The sequence below is a fragment of the Hanstruepera neustonica genome, assembly GCF_002895005.1.
Taxonomy (GTDB): Bacteria; Bacteroidota; Bacteroidia; order Flavobacteriales; family Flavobacteriaceae; genus Hanstruepera; species Hanstruepera neustonica.
In genome coordinates, this window is sequence record NZ_POWF01000001.1 from 965,669 (window position 1) to 981,075 (window position 15,407).

17 protein-coding genes are annotated in these 15,407 nt (G+C 35.9%); 13 read left to right on the top strand and 4 right to left on the bottom strand.

What is annotated here, in order from left to right; translation table 11 throughout:
• Positions 1-12 precede the first annotated feature (12 nt).
• From C1T31_RS04380 to C1T31_RS04395, 4 genes are all read right to left on the bottom strand, one after another.
• Entirely contained in the window at positions 13-867 is an 855-nt protein-coding gene (locus C1T31_RS04380; protein WP_103051218.1) for a hypothetical protein, read from the bottom strand.
• Between the two features lie 12 nt (positions 868-879).
• The gene (locus C1T31_RS04385; RefSeq protein WP_103051219.1) at positions 880-2,379 is read right to left on the bottom strand and encodes a SusD/RagB family nutrient-binding outer membrane lipoprotein; all 1,500 of its coding nucleotides are present in this window, start codon (positions 2,377-2,379) and stop codon (positions 880-882) included.
• A gap of 11 nt (positions 2,380-2,390) precedes the next feature.
• Positions 2,391-5,495 carry a SusC/RagA family TonB-linked outer membrane protein gene (locus tag C1T31_RS04390; RefSeq protein WP_103051220.1) on the bottom strand — a complete coding sequence of 1,035 codons (3,105 nt, stop codon included), beginning with the start codon at positions 5,493-5,495 and terminating at the stop codon, positions 2,391-2,393.
• A 120-nt stretch (positions 5,496-5,615) separates the two neighbouring features.
• Positions 5,616-7,313: a POTRA domain-containing protein gene (locus C1T31_RS04395; protein WP_103051221.1), complete on the bottom strand. Its 1,698-nt coding sequence runs from the start codon at positions 7,311-7,313 to the stop codon at positions 5,616-5,618.
• 177 nt (positions 7,314-7,490) lie between these two features.
• Between C1T31_RS04395 and rpsL the strand changes: the two genes are divergently transcribed.
• From rpsL to rpmC, 13 genes are all read left to right on the top strand, one after another.
• Positions 7,491-7,865: a 30S ribosomal protein S12 gene (gene rpsL / locus C1T31_RS04400; protein ID WP_006795815.1), complete on the top strand. Its 375-nt coding sequence runs from the start codon at positions 7,491-7,493 to the stop codon at positions 7,863-7,865.
• Positions 7,866-7,887: 22 nt separating this feature from the next.
• Positions 7,888-8,364, top strand: a complete 477-nt coding sequence (gene rpsG / locus C1T31_RS04405) for a 30S ribosomal protein S7 (RefSeq protein ID WP_103051222.1) — start codon at positions 7,888-7,890, stop codon at positions 8,362-8,364.
• 6 nt (positions 8,365-8,370) lie between these two features.
• On the top strand, positions 8,371-10,500 hold the full coding sequence (fusA, locus tag C1T31_RS04410; protein WP_103051223.1) for an elongation factor G: 2,130 nt from the start codon (positions 8,371-8,373) through the stop codon (positions 10,498-10,500).
• A gap of 11 nt (positions 10,501-10,511) precedes the next feature.
• Positions 10,512-10,817, top strand: coding sequence for a 30S ribosomal protein S10 (rpsJ, locus tag C1T31_RS04415; protein WP_007650482.1), 306 nt, complete (start codon positions 10,512-10,514; stop codon positions 10,815-10,817).
• Positions 10,818-10,945: 128 nt separating this feature from the next.
• Positions 10,946-11,563 carry a 50S ribosomal protein L3 gene (gene rplC, locus C1T31_RS04420; protein WP_103051224.1) on the top strand — a complete coding sequence of 206 codons (618 nt, stop codon included), beginning with the start codon at positions 10,946-10,948 and terminating at the stop codon, positions 11,561-11,563.
• The gene (gene rplD / locus C1T31_RS04425; protein WP_103051225.1) at positions 11,563-12,192 is read left to right on the top strand and encodes a 50S ribosomal protein L4; all 630 of its coding nucleotides are present in this window, start codon (positions 11,563-11,565) and stop codon (positions 12,190-12,192) included. The genes rplC and rplD overlap by 1 nt, the downstream gene beginning before the upstream one ends.
• 7 nt (positions 12,193-12,199) lie before the next feature.
• Positions 12,200-12,490, top strand: coding sequence for a 50S ribosomal protein L23 (rplW, locus tag C1T31_RS04430; RefSeq protein WP_103051226.1), 291 nt, complete (start codon positions 12,200-12,202; stop codon positions 12,488-12,490).
• Positions 12,491-12,500: 10 nt separating this feature from the next.
• Positions 12,501-13,328, top strand: coding sequence for a 50S ribosomal protein L2 (gene rplB, locus C1T31_RS04435; protein ID WP_103051227.1), 828 nt, complete (start codon positions 12,501-12,503; stop codon positions 13,326-13,328).
• Positions 13,329-13,334: 6 nt separating this feature from the next.
• Complete coding sequence (rpsS, locus tag C1T31_RS04440) at positions 13,335-13,613, top strand: 30S ribosomal protein S19 (RefSeq protein ID WP_072349809.1); 279 nt, start codon at positions 13,335-13,337, stop codon at positions 13,611-13,613.
• A 6-nt stretch (positions 13,614-13,619) separates the two neighbouring features.
• Positions 13,620-14,027, top strand: coding sequence for a 50S ribosomal protein L22 (gene rplV, locus C1T31_RS04445; protein ID WP_103051228.1), 408 nt, complete (start codon positions 13,620-13,622; stop codon positions 14,025-14,027).
• An 8-nt stretch (positions 14,028-14,035) separates the two neighbouring features.
• A complete protein-coding gene (rpsC, locus tag C1T31_RS04450) occupies positions 14,036-14,755 on the top strand; it encodes a 30S ribosomal protein S3 (protein ID WP_103051229.1) in 720 nt (239 codons plus the stop codon).
• 20 nt (positions 14,756-14,775) lie between these two features.
• Positions 14,776-15,195, top strand: a complete 420-nt coding sequence (rplP, locus tag C1T31_RS04455) for a 50S ribosomal protein L16 (RefSeq protein ID WP_103051230.1) — start codon at positions 14,776-14,778, stop codon at positions 15,193-15,195.
• Between the two features lie 13 nt (positions 15,196-15,208).
• A complete protein-coding gene (rpmC, locus tag C1T31_RS04460) occupies positions 15,209-15,400 on the top strand; it encodes a 50S ribosomal protein L29 (protein ID WP_103051231.1) in 192 nt (63 codons plus the stop codon).
• Positions 15,401-15,407: the final 7 nt, after the last annotated feature.

The following is a 15,407-nucleotide window of genomic DNA, read 5'->3' on the forward strand; positions in this document are numbered from 1 at the left end:
TTAAAAAGTTAGTTATAGTCTTTCAAAAGACGCATTATACTGACTGTTTCCAGCTGAAAACGTAATCCAGTAATCCATTGAGAAATCTAAAGTTGTTTGATCAACTTCACCATCAGCTCCAGTTAAATTTACACCATAAACTTCGTTTGAGTAAAAACCTTGAGCCAAATTTTGCAATGGAACAAATACATCACCACATATATCCTCAAAATTCATTGAAGAGTCAGGTGAAACACCAATACCATTTGTTGCCCATAAGCCCGTACTTTCAGTCTCAAAATAGTTAGGACCTAATAAAGTAATAGTTTCAGGTCTAACAGTCTGAGCTCCGTCATCACGAGTTGTTGTTAATGTATAGTTACCAGCTAATTGCGAGTTACAACCTACAAACGTAACACGTAGTAAGTTTAATTCATTGATTGTTCCAATGTTTGCTCTACCACCTTCTACACTTTCTAATTCTAGAACAAGTTGTGTAGGTGTGTTAGGGTCTAAACCACCAGTGTTGATAATAAGACCAAATAATCCATAATCTTGACCAGCTGGAATTACCAATTGACCAGTGTTTTCAAGAAAATCAAATTCTTGACCTTCAGTAGCAGTGGATTCTGGACTAATTCTGTAGTTAACTACAATGTCAAAATTTGCAGGATTACCATCCATACCACCAACTAGATTGACAGGGTATGTTTTTTCAACAGGCCCTATATCTTCAAAGTAACTTTCGTTTGCTACGTTATTGTTAAATCCAACCACATAAGGTGTGTTAGCTAAAGCGTCTAACGTTTTGTCTTCGTCGTCTACTAGACAAGATACACTCACAAGTGATACTGCTAGTAATAATGTTAATAATTTAAAATTTTTCATAATTCTTTTTTTTTAATTGTTATCCCAAAATATTTTGGTAGTAAATGCATCATTCTGTGTTTGATTAGGTACGTTAGCAGCGTTACCTACTAATTCAGAAGCTGGATACATTAATCTGTTTGGTTTTGTAGGACGTTGAGCAGATTGTGCAAGTGGCACATCTGGATAACCAGTTCTAACATACTCAACCCAAGATTCAATACCATTAATACCATTAGTAGCAATCCATTTTTGGGTCATGATTGCTTCAATTTTATTCGAAGATCCGTCCCATCCAAGTTCAGGAACCGTATTACTTTGCGTAATATAAGCAGTACCGTCAAGACCATAGTGAGCAAATGAAGCCATAATTCCTGATTGGAATAATGCTTTAGCATCACCACTAATATAGCCTCTGAAAGCAGCTTCCGCTTGTAAGAAATAACTTTCTGCAGCTAACATGATGTAACCATCTTGAGAAGAATCTATAATCAATCCTGTTCCTAGTCCAGAGATTTCAGCAGGAATATTAGGATCACCACTATCAATATCTTGATCAACACCCACAACACCTGTTGGAGTAGTTGCCCCAGGAATTGGCGCATAGATTGAAGTAATTCTTTGATCGGTAACACCTGTTAGGGTTCCATCTAAAAACTCTTGAGCATATTGCGAGGCTCTGATGAAACGATTGGTAGTTGTCATGTTACCAGCAGTATCAAATCCATGTGTTGAATAAAATGGATTTTGAAGACCTTCGTTATTATTATAACCTGGTTGAACAACGGCAGAGGTTGTTAAGAAATCTTGATCTAAATTAGCAAATTGCTCATTTAAATAAGTTGCTGTTTCTCCATCGGTTTCAGCTAAAGTAGCTTGACGCATTAAAATACGTAATTTTAAGGTGTTAGCCATTTTAACCCACATTGACATATCTCCATCAAAAATAACGTCTTCTTCACCTACTGGTAAAGTTGTGACTGTATTATTATTGATAAGATCAATAGCACCGTCAATTTCAGTAATTAAACTTCTATAGATTGCTTGATCGTTGTCATAAGCCGGAGTTGAAGTCTCTAAATCAAATGCTTGAGAATACGGGCAATCGCCATACAAGTCTACAATATATTGCATGTAGAATGATTTCATAATTTTAGCAATTGCTTTATGGTTCTCATAATTAAGGAATTCACTATCGATGATTAAATCGAAGTTTTTAACTCTTAAATAAGTGTTATCCCAAATAGCGCTGTAAAAATTCGAAGATAATATCAATTGATATTCTTCATTAAAACCTCCAGTAAAAGAGTTCACGTTAGCACTCCAGTTGTTCATAAATACGTTACCTAAACGATTCATGGTTACACCTTGTGCTGAATACGTTCTTGTCATAGCACCAGCTAAAATTAAATCTGGTGTTACGGTACTTGCAGAAGGATCATTAACAGGGTCGTTAATGTCTAGATAATCACTACAAGACGATAAGCCTAGAGTTATTACCAATATTGTTAAATATTTAAATATATTCTTCATAGTTTTTTTTATTAAAATGTTGCATTAAGTTTAAAACCAAAAGTTCTAGTAACAGGGTACTGACCAATCGCAGCTAAACCACCTCCAGCAATGTTAGTAGTTTGAGAAGTTTCAGGATCGTTGTAGTTTCTGTTTTCTTTTGGTAAAATCATAAATGGGTTTCTTGCTTGTACACCAACCGTAATTCCTTTCATCATTGTGTTTTCTAATAATTTAGATGGAAGCGTGTACGATAATGCTAATTCACGACACTTGAATGCTGTTGCATCTAATACAAAGTTTTCAGTGTTTGTGTAGTAGTCATTAGAGTAGTAGTTCAAGAATGATGAATAAGAAGTACCCCCTGTAATAACACCAGTGTTAGCAACATATTCACCAGAACCTGGAGATGTTTCAACAGCTGAGTTAGGGAAAATAAATCCTGTTCTACCATTTTGAGCAGATTCTACTAAGTGACCTGACCATGATAACCATGATTTACCACCTGACCAGAATTGGTGACCAGTTCTGTAATCAAAAGTAGCTGCTAATCTTAAACCTTTAAAAGTCATAAAAGTGTTCAAACCGATAATGTAATCAGGGTTAGTCTTTCCTAATACAATTAAATCTGGTGTTTGAACAGGTGTACCAGTAGTTGGATCAATAATCACACGACCTTGTGGATCTCTTGAATAACCAACACCTTGTATAAGTGGGAACTCTTGACCTTCAATAGCATATATACCTACTGGGTTAGCATTACCAGTAAAAGCATTAATAGCTACTTGTTCTGCATCTCCTTCTAGCTCCTCTACGGTACTCTTGTTAGTTGCATAAGAGAAATTAGCTTGCCATCTGAAACCATCAGACTCTTTTGACCAGATTGGTCTTAATCCTAAATCAACTTCAAAACCTTCAGAAGATAATTCACCAATATTAGCTCTAACTTGAGTTACACCAGAAGCATAAGATACAGCTTTGTTAGAAATTAAGTCAGTCGTTTTAGTTGTATAGTAAGACGCATCTAATGTTATTCTATCTTTAAAGAAACCTGCACTTAAATTGAACTCGATAGACTCAATAAATTCAGGCTTTAAGTTAGGGTCAGTAATTGATGTTGTTTGTGAGAATGAGTTAATTGTTCCGTAAGGGAAACCAGTGGTTTGAGCCAATACAGGGTTAACCGAATATGCACCAAAAGCACCATCGTTACCTACTTTTACCCAGTTACCAGCAATTTTTAAGTAGTTTAATGTATCACCACCAAAATCAAATGCTTTGGTTGGAATAAAAGATACACCCACACTAGGATAGAAGAATGAATTATTATCCTCACTTAAAATTGACGTCCAGTCATTACGACCTGTAACGTTTAAAGTTAAGTAGTCTTTAAAGTCTAATTGAAGGTTACCATATAATGCGTAAGAGCGTCTTCTTGACCAACCGTTGTTTCCAAAACCATTTACATCGGCTTGTCCAGTAATATTGGTAATGTTGTAGAAACCATCAATAGTCAAGTTGTTACCACTAATCTGTGAAGAAGAGAAATAACGGTCTTGAATATTGTTACCGATGTTCGCTGACAATGAAATATCATCAGTTAATTCATAGTTAAAGTTCGCAATTAAATCACCATAGTAATTTGAAGTCATGGTATTACGTCTTCCATAAGAACTTTGTGTTGTATGGTCACCACCACCAACATTCAATGTATCTACGTAACCGTTAACCCAAGATTGAGAATCAGTACTAGATGTAAACATGTTACCGTTGTAACGGATATCAATATTGTCATTAATTTCATAACCTAAATTAATAACTCCGTTAAATTGATCTTGTCTGAAATCGTTTCTTTCATTGTCACGAATCCAGTAAGGACTACGGTAGTAAGATGTCCAGTGAGTTGCATTATTAGGAGCAGAGAACTCTTCAACAGGAATGTTGGTTGCTGTTTGAAGTAATTCCAAAAACAGTCCTCCATTTGTTTGTTCAGTTCTACTATTAATATAACTTACGTTTCCTTCTACTGTCCACTTACCAACTTTTTTACCAGCTTTAAAGTTAAACGAGTTTCTACGTAATTTATCGTTTTCTACAACGAATTCAGAATCTAATCTGTTTGCAGAGAAAAATACATAACCATTATCTAGGTTACCAGCAGAAATAGAAACTGTATTTTGAGTTGTTACACCATCTTTAAAGAATTCTTTAATGTTATCTTTAATTGGACTATATGGGAAATAACGATAAGTTCCATCTTCTAGAGGTAGACCTGTTGGACGAATTTGACCATCAAATTCTGGTCCCCAACCACCATTTTCGTAAGATGTATGAACACCGTTCCATCCTTGACCATAACGAAGCTGTCTGTCTGGAACAAAAGCAACTGTTTCAATATCAATTGCAGAATTCACATTGATAGTAAACTTATCTCCATCACCAATATTCTTTTTGGTAGTAACAATTACCGCACCACCAGATGCTTGCTGACCATAAAGAGCCGCACCATTCGCACCTTTCAATACGTTAACTGTTTCAATGATGTTTGGATCAATGTCAGTTAAATCTAAATCAGTAATTACACCATCTATAACGACTAATGCGCTGTTGTTACCACTTACAGTAACTAAACTACGAAGTCTAATGTTGGTGCTTTTGTTTACACCACTGTTAGTAGTGTTAATCTGCAGACCAGAAACCTTACCTGCCAAACCTTGAACCACGTTAGGGTTTTGAGCCTGAACAAGTTCTTCTGATTGAACTTCTTGGTATGCGGTTGTAATCTCATCCTTTTTTCTAGCAATACCAAATGCAGTAATTACAACTTCTTCAAGTGCTTCACTATCAACTTCCATTGCAAAGCTAATGTTGTTGGCTGTTCCAATAGTCATTTCTTTGGTTGTGTAGCCTAAAAAGGAATAAGTTAATACATCACCAGTATTAGCAGTAATGGAATAATTTCCATCAAAATCTGTCTGAGTACCAGTAGTTGTACCTTTTACAATAATGTTAACCCCAGGAAGCGGCAATCCGTTTTCATCGGATATAGTTCCTGAAATTGTTTTTTCTTGCGCAAACGTAAGTTGCACAACAAACGCTAGGAATAGCGTTAAAATTCCACTAAACTTTGTTTTCATTTTATATTTTATTTGAATTAGTCTACGCCAAAAATCATAATAAAAAGTTAATTAAACAATAATTATTGGTTAAAATTTTAATTTTTTTTTCAAAAAAAAGCTTTTGAACGGTCATTATACCTAAAAAATTGCTGTTAAGCTAAGGTGAATTTGTGAATTGGAAAACTTAAAATTTTGATTTTCGTTTTTACCATTGGCATAATTAAAACGTAATAGACCAGCTTTAGTCAACAGACCAAAACCAATTCCAAAGCTGTAAAGCTTTTCTTTTTGTTTAATGACATCATTCTCCAAATAGGCAATATCAATTATGGAATGTACATATACACTATTACTCAATAAGTAACGGTACTCCGTATTTAATAAGGTGTAAAAAGAAGCACTTAAACTGTTTTCATTGAAACCTCTTATGGAGTTTATACCACCAAATCGAACCAATTCGTTTTCAAGATAGTTATCCGAAATCAAATTGAAACCTTGGGTGCGGAGAAAAATACTGTTTTTGTTATTGAGATTAAATATTTTGAATGCATCTAAAATCAACTGTACCTGATTGGTTTTAATTTCTGTGGATTTGCGATTCCCAATTCCCACTTCAAAATCAATTAATGCATTTTTACGAAAGAGTCTACTTTCATTTTGTCGTAACAAGAACTCATACCTTACATGATATAAATTCGAAGAAAAATCTTGAATAGATGGGTCAAGGCTTTCGTCATTCAGTAAATTATTTGATTTAACAGATTTCAAACCTAATGAAAAGCGATTTTTTGGGTTCATTTGATAAAAGACCCTTAAGTTTTGGTTGGTCGAAGTAAAAGAGGAATCTTTTTTGAAAATTCTTAATTCAAGCTCTGTTCCAATAGGTGTGTTGAATAAGTAAGGTAATGCCAAGCGCGCATTGAATGTTTTTTGTTCGTTCTCATCACTTTTATAAACTAATGAAAGGGTTTCGCCAAAGTTCAGATTGTTCACAAGATCCAAATTCAAGTAGCCATTAAATTCAATATTGCCGGTTTCCTCGTTTGTTCCGAATCCTAAAAACCCATCAAAGCTATTACTACGGTTTTTTTCTACATACATATATAATATGGTGGAATCTTTGCTGAATAGAATTTCGGGTTCTTTTATTTGATTAGCGAATTGTAAATCTTCCAAAGACTTTGTCTTGTCTTTTATGATTTCTAAATTAAGAACGTCACCAGTTTTTAACTTTAGGTAATGTTTTAAAAATGATTTTGGAAATTTTTCATAACCCTTGACGATAATTTTGTCAACTTTTCTTTGAAAATCTACTTTCTCTAAAATTAGTACTGCTCTTAATTCATGATCACCAGTTTTTTGAATTTCTGAAAGTTTCAGTTCATTGAATGGAAAGCCTTTTTCTGATATTCGGGAATTAATGAACTCTAAAGATTTTTCAATTGATGATATAGACACAACAAAAGTGCTATCAGTGACTCGGTTAGATATTTTTTTAATCAGGTCCTTTGGGATAATTTGCGATGAATAGCTAATAGTTATGAACTCATATTTATGCCCTAGTGCAAATACCGAACTAAAGGTGGTGTCATTAATTTGAGTAATGGTGTTTTGAGTGCATTCAATATAACCCATACTTTGAACTCTTTTTTTTAACGAGTTAATTTCAAGGTTAATTGAATTAAAGTCTTTGTGATTTTTTTTGTAGCCTAATGAATCTAAAAGAGCTGTTTCTGTCTTATCGTTGCCATCAATTTTCAAGCGTAAATTTTGACTACTGAGTTCCAAAGAAAAACCTACATATATAATAAGGAGTAATAGAAGTGTTTTTTGCACGCTATCATTTTAGGTTTGCAATGTAAAATTAACGTAAAATGTAACGTATTTGTATGTTAGGATAAGTGATTTTTATTTTGCCTTGAAAATTAATCTATTAACATTTGAAAAATTGAAATTAATTTCTACCTTTGCAGCCCTCAAAAGTGAGGTTAAACAAAATTTATATAGAAATATATGCCAACAATTTCACAATTAGTACGAAAAGGAAGAGCCAAAATAACCAAGAAGAGTAAATCGGCTGCTTTAGATTCGTGTCCACAAAGACGTGGGGTTTGTACGCGTGTTTACACTACAACACCTAAAAAACCAAACTCGGCAATGCGTAAAGTTGCAAGGGTAAGGTTAACTAACGGTAAAGAGGTGAACGCTTATATCCCAGGTGAAGGTCACAACCTACAAGAGCACTCGATAGTATTGGTTAGAGGTGGAAGGGTAAAAGATTTGCCAGGAGTTAGATATCACATTGTTCGTGGTGCCTTAGACACAGCAGGTGTTGCAGGTAGAACACAACGTAGATCTAAGTATGGTGCAAAACGCCCTAAGAAGTAATTAAAAACTTTAAGAAGAAGACATGAGAAAAAGACAAGCGAAAAAAAGACCGCTTTTACCAGATCCACGTTTTAACGACCAGTTAGTAACGCGTTTTGTTAACATGATGATGTGGGATGGTAAAAAGTCTGTAGCTTTTAAAGTGTTTTACGATGCTATTGATATCGTAGATCGAAAGAAAACAGATGACGAAAAAACAGCTTTAGAACTTTGGAAAGATGCGTTATCAAATGTGATGCCTCACGTAGAAGTGCGTAGCCGTCGTGTTGGTGGTGCTACATTCCAAATTCCAATGCAAATTCGTCCAGACCGTAAAGTTTCTACAGCAATGAAATGGTTAATTAGCTATTCGCGTAAAAGAAACGAAAAATCTATGGCTCAAAAATTGGCTGCAGAAATTTTAGCTGCTGCTAAAGAAGAAGGAGCTGCTGTTAAGAAAAGAGTTGATACTCACAAGATGGCAGAAGCAAACAAAGCATTCTCACACTTTAGATTTTAATTTACGATGGCACAAAGAGATTTAAAATATACAAGAAACATAGGTATTGCTGCACATATTGATGCAGGAAAAACAACAACTACAGAGCGTATCCTTTTTTATACAGGTGTATCTCACAAAATTGGTGAAGTACATGATGGTGCGGCTACTATGGACTGGATGGAACAAGAGCAAGAAAGAGGTATTACCATTACTTCTGCTGCTACAACTTGTACATGGCAATTTCCATTAGAAAACGCGCAACCAACTCCTGAAACAAAAGGATATCACTTTAACATTATCGATACTCCAGGTCACGTTGATTTTACGGTGGAAGTAAACCGTTCTTTACGTGTATTGGATGGATTGGTATTCTTGTTTAGTGCAGTTGATGGTGTTGAACCACAATCTGAAACTAACTGGAGATTGGCCGATAACTATAAAGTTCCAAGAATTGGTTTCGTTAACAAAATGGACCGTCAAGGATCAAACTTTATGGCTGTATGCCAACAGGTTAAAGATATGTTGAAGTCAAACGCTGTTCCAATTGTATTGAACATTGGTGACGAGGCTGACTTTAAAGGTATTGTTGATTTAGTAAAAAACAGAGCTATTGTATGGCATGAAGATACGCAAGGGGCAACTTTTGATGTTATCGAAATTCCAGATGATTTAAAAGCTGAAGCTAAAAAATACAGAGCATTACTTATCGAAGAGGTTGCCACTTATGATGAAAACCTTTTAGAGAAGTTCATGGAAGATGAAGATTCAATTACTGAAGACGAAATCCACGCAGCACTTCGTGCAGCGGTTATGGATATGGCTATCATTCCAATGATTTGTGGTTCTTCATTTAAAAACAAAGGGGTGCAATTTTTATTGGATGCTGTTTGTCGTTACTTACCATCTCCAGTTGATAGAGATAGTATTGTAGGTACAAATCCAGATACTGAAGAAGAAGAAGTGCGTAAACCAGATGTTACAGCGCCTTTCTCTGCATTAGCATTTAAGATTGCTACTGACCCTTACGTTGGTCGTTTGGCTTTCTTCCGTGCTTATTCAGGTCGTTTGGATGCTGGTTCATATGTGTTGAATAATCGTTCAGGAAACAAAGAGCGTATTTCACGTATTTACCAAATGCACGCAAATAAGCAAAATGCTATTGAATATATTGAAGCTGGTGATATTGGTGCAGCAGTTGGTTTTAAGGATATTAAGACTGGAGACACCTTGTCTTCTGAAAAGCATCCAATTGTTTTGGAAAGTATGAACTTCCCAGATCCGGTAATTGGTATTGCTGTTGAGCCTAAAACTAAAGCTGATGTTGATAAACTTGGTATGGCGTTAGCCAAATTAGCCGAGGAAGATCCAACATTCACTGTAAGAACAGATGAAGCCTCTGGCCAGACTATCATTTCTGGTATGGGTGAGCTTCACTTAGATATTATTGTTGACCGTTTGAAGCGTGAGTTCAAGGTTGAAGTTAACCAAGGACAGCCTCAAGTAGAATACAAAGAAGCTATTACAAGACGTGCTGAACACAGAGAAGTTTACAAAAAACAATCTGGTGGACGTGGTAAATTTGCTGATATTGTATTTACATTGGAGCCTGCTGAAGAAGGTAAACAAGGTCTTGAATTCGTATCTGAAATTAAAGGTGGTAACGTTCCTAAAGAATTTATCCCTTCAATTGAAAAAGGATTTAAAATGGCTATGGTCAATGGTCCATTGGCAGGATATGAAGTTGATGCTATGAAAGTAACATTAACGGATGGTTCTTACCACGATGTGGATTCTGATCAATTATCATTCGAATTGGCTGCTAAATTAGGATTTAAAGCTGCTGCAAAAGCTGCAAAAGCTGTAATCATGGAGCCTATCATGAAATTAGAAGTGCTTACTCCTGAAGAAAACATGGGAGATATTGTAGGTGACCTTAACCGTCGTCGTGGTCAAGTTAACAACATGAGCGACAGAGCAGGTTCAAAAGTTATTAAGGCAGATGTGCCACTATCAGAAATGTTTGGTTATGTAACAGCGTTACGTACCTTATCTTCTGGTAGAGCAACATCTACAATGGAATTTTCACATTATGCTGAAACACCTTCAAACATATCTGAAGAAGTGATTAAAGCAGCTAAAGGAGTTGAAGCTTAAATCTTAAGAAAATGAGTCAAAAAATTAGAATAAAATTAAAGTCTTACGATCACAATTTGGTGGATAAGTCTGCTGACAAGATTGTAAAAACAGTTAAAAGTACGGGTGCTGTGGTTACGGGTCCAATTCCGTTACCAACTCACAAGAAAATTTTTACTGTATTACGTTCACCTCACGTAAATAAGAAGTCAAGAGAGCAATTCCAATTAAGTTCTTACAAGCGCTTATTGGATATTTACTCATCTTCTTCAAAGACTATCGATGCTTTAATGAAACTTGAATTACCAAGTGGCGTTGAAGTAGAGATCAAAGTGTAAGTAAGATAAGCGAACATGTCCTTGACGATGGTCAGGGAAAAACGGAAAAAATACAATTCAAGGCTGAAACGTATTTTTCAGCCTTGAGTTTTAATAAATAGAATAATAACAATTAATAATTAATAAATATGTCTGGGTTAATAGGAAAAAAAATCGGTATGACCAGCATTTTCGATGAGAATGGAAAGAATATTCCATGTACAGTTATCGAAGCTGGCCCATGTATCGTTACCCAAGTCAGAACCGAAGAAGTTGATGGTTATAATGCCGTGCAACTTGGTTTCGATGACGCGACAGAAAAAAGTGCTACAAAAGCTGATTTAGGTCATGCTAAAAAAGCAGGTACTTCTGTAAAACGCAAAGTTGTTGAATTCCAAGGTTTTGAGGAGGAGTACAAATTAGGTGATGCTATCACTGTAGAGCACTTTATTGAAGGGGAGTTTGTTGATATCTCGGGAACTTCAAAAGGTAAAGGATTCCAAGGTGTGGTCAAGCGTCATGGTTTTGGTGGTGTCGGTCAAGCTACGCATGGTCAGCACAACCGTTTAAGAGCACCTGGTTCTATTGGAGCCGCTTCTTACCCTGCTAGAGTATTCAAAGGAATGCGTATGGCCGGAAGAATGGGTGGAGAAAAAGTGAAAGTTGAAAATTTAAGAGTTTTAAAAGTAGTTCCTGAAAAGAACTTGCTTGTTGTAAAGGGATGTGTTCCTGGTCACAAAAACGCTTATGTAATTATTAGAAAGTAATGAAGGTAGCAGTTTTAGATATAAACGGAAAAGACACAGGTAGAAAGGTAGACCTTTCTAATGATGTGTTTGCTATTGAGCCTAATAATCACGCAGTATATTTAGATGTTAAGCAGTATTTAGCTAACCAAAGACAAGGTACACACAAGGCTAAAGAACGTGCTGAAATAGCAGGAAGTACTCGCAAGATTAAGAAACAAAAGGGAACTGGTACAGCAAGAGCTGGTAGCATTAAGTCTGGAGTTTTTAAAGGTGGTGGTCGTATGTTCGGTCCAAGACCAAGAAACTACAGTTTTAAATTGAATAAAAATTTAAAGCGTTTGGCTCGTAAATCGGCTTTATCAATGAAAGCTAATGAGAAGTCAATTGTGGTATTGGAAGACTTTAATTTCGATACTCCAAAGACTAAAAACTTTACAGCTGTTTTAAAGGCTTTAGACCTTGAAAACAAAAAATCTCTCTTTGTGTTGGGTGCGTCAAATAATAATGTATATTTGTCGTCACGCAATTTGAAAGGCTCGGAAGTTATAACTAATTCAGAATTAAGTACTTACAAAATACTTAATGCGAATCAAGTTGTGCTTTTAGAGAGTTCTTTAGAAGAAATTGAAACGAATTTAAGTAAATAAGAAACAGATGAACATCTTAATTAAACCCATAATCACGGAAAAAGCGACTGCAGATAGCGAGTTAAGAAACTGCTATACATTCGCTGTGAATACGAAGGCGAACAAGGTTGAAATCAAGAAAGCGGTTGAGGCTGCTTATGGCGTTTCTGTTGAAAAAGTTCGTACTATAAATGTCCGTCCAGAAAGAAGCACCAAGTATACAAAAACTGGTATTCAACATGGTAAAACAAATGCTGTTAAAAAAGCAATTGTACAACTGGCGGAAGGTGAAATGATTGATTTATACAGTAACATGTAATTAAAGACAAATGTCAGTAAGAAAATTAAAACCAATCACACCAGGGCAGCGTTTTAGAGTAGTAAATGGGTATGACGCCATTACTACTGATAAGCCGGAGAAAAGTTTATTAGCTCCGAAAAAAAGGTCTGGTGGTAGAAACAGTCGCGGAAAAATGACCATGCGCTACATTGGTGGTGGTCATAAGAAAAGGTATCGTATTATCGATTTTAAGCGTAACAAAACTGGAATTCCAGCGGAAGTTAAGTCTATCGAATACGATCCAAACAGAACAGCGTTTATTGCGTTGTTGAACTATCAAGATGGTGAAAAACGATACATCATTGCTCAAAATGGTCTTCAAGTTGGACAGACTATTGTTTCTGGAAACGAGAACATCGCTCCAGAAATAGGAAATGCAATGCCATTATCACAAATTCCTTTAGGAACGATTATTTCTTGTGTTGAATTACGTCCAGGTCAAGGAGCTGTTATGGCTCGTAGTGCTGGTACATTCGCACAATTAATGGCGCGTGATGGGAAGTTTGCCACGATTAAATTACCATCTGGTGAAACACGTTTAATATTAGCTGATTGTATGGCTACTATAGGTGTTATCTCTAATTCAGATCATCAGTTGTTAGTATCAGGTAAAGCTGGTAGAACAAGATGGTTAGGTAGAAGACCACGTACAAGACCAGTTGTTATGAACCCTGTCGATCACCCAATGGGTGGTGGTGAAGGTAAGTCTTCAGGTGGACACCCACGTTCTAGAAATGGTATACCTGCTAAAGGTTATAGAACCCGTTCTAAAACAAAAGCGAGTAATAAATATATTGTAGAACGTAGAAAGAAATAATAAGTCATGTCAAGATCATTAAAAAAAGGACCTTACGTTCATTATAAATTAGAGAAAAAAGTTGCTGCAAATGTTGAAGCTAACAAAAAAACGGTTATCAAAACGTGGTCAAGAGCCTCAATGATAACACCTGATTTTGTTGGTCAAACGATCGCAGTGCATAACGGACGCCAGTTTGTTCCAGTTTATGTAACTGAAAACATGGTAGGACACAAGTTAGGAGAATTTTCACCAACACGATCTTTTAGAGGTCATGCAGGTGCTAAAAATAAAGGTAAAAAGTAGTAAGCTATGGGAAGTCGTAAAAAACAAATGGCAGACGCTATTAAGGAAGAAAAGAAGCAAGTTGCTTTTGCTAAACTTAATAACTGTCCTACGTCACCGAGAAAAATGCGTTTAGTAGCCGATTTAGTAAGAGGTGAACGCGTAGAGAAAGCGCTTAATATTTTGAAATTTAGCCAAAAGGAAGCGTCTAATCGTTTAGAGAAATTGTTATTGTCTGCAATTGCAAACTGGCAAGCTAAAAACGAAGATGCAAGTATTGAAGAGGCTGAATTGTTTGTTAAGGAGATTAGAGTAGATGGTGGAACAATGCTAAAAAGATTGCGTCCAGCACCTCAAGGTCGTGCACACAGAATTAGAAAACGTTCAAACCATGTTACATTAGTGGTTGGAGCTAACAATAACACACAAGCTTAAGTAGAGATATGGGACAAAAAACAAATCCAATCGGAAATCGTTTAGGAATTATCAGAGGATGGGAATCTAACTGGTACGGAGGAAATGATTATGGCGATAAACTTGCCGAAGACGATAAGATCAGAAAATACGTTCACGCACGTCTATCTAAAGCTAGTGTTTCTAGAGTAATTATTGAAAGAACTTTGAAACTTGTAACCGTTACTATCACTACGGCTCGTCCAGGTATCATCATTGGTAAAGGCGGTCAAGAGGTAGACAAGTTAAAAGAAGAGCTTAAGAAAATTACCGGAAAAGAAGTTCAGATCAACATTTTTGAAATCAAAAGACCTGAACTAGATGCATTTTTAGTAGCATCAAGTATTGCACGTCAAATAGAAAATAGAATTTCTTACCGTCGAGCAATTAAGATGGCTATTGCTGCTACAATGCGTATGAATGCTGAAGGAATTAAAGTTCAAATCAGTGGTCGTTTAAATGGTGCTGAAATGGCGCGTAGTGAACACTACAAAGAAGGACGTATTCCTTTATCAACATTTAGAGCCGATATTGACTATGCTTTAGTTGAAGCCCATACTACTTACGGTAGATTAGGTGTTAAAGTATGGATCATGAAAGGTGAAGTATATGGTAAAAGAGAACTTTCTCCGCTTGTTGGTTTATCTAAAAAGCAAGGAAAAGGTGGACGTGGTGGTGCAAGAGAAAACAAATCACGTCGTAGAAAGTAATTTTTTAAAGAAAAGAAAGCATGTTACAGCCTAAAAGAACAAAATTTCGTAAGCAAATGAAAGGTCGCATGAAGGGCAATGCCGAAAGAGGGCATCGTCTATCAAGTGGAACCTTTGGTATAAAGTCGCTAGACTCAAATTTTATCACAGCGCGTCAAATTGAAGCTGCGCGTATTGCTGCAACCCGTTACATGAAAAGGGAAGGATCAATCTGGATTAAGATATTTCCAGACAAGCCTATCACTAAAAAGCCTCTTGAGGTACGTATGGGTAAAGGTAAAGGTGCCGTTGAATATTGGGCAGCAGTTGTTAAACCAGGTCGTATACTTTTCGAAGTAGGTGGTGTGCCATTAGAAGTTGCTAAAGAAGCGTTGCGTTTAGCTGCACAGAAGTTGCCAGTTAAAACTAAATTTATAATTGCTAGAGATTACGAAGCATAATTTATTTGATACTATGAAACAATCAGAAATTAAAGAATTATCAGTAGCTGAGTTACAAGAGAAACTTGGTGAGACAAAAAAGAGTTATTCAGATATGAAATTGGCTCATGCAATTTCTCCTCTAGAGAATCCAATTCAATTGCGTTCAGTTAGAAGAACAATAGCTAGAATTGCAACAGAATTAACTAAAAGAGAATTACAATAATTCTGCA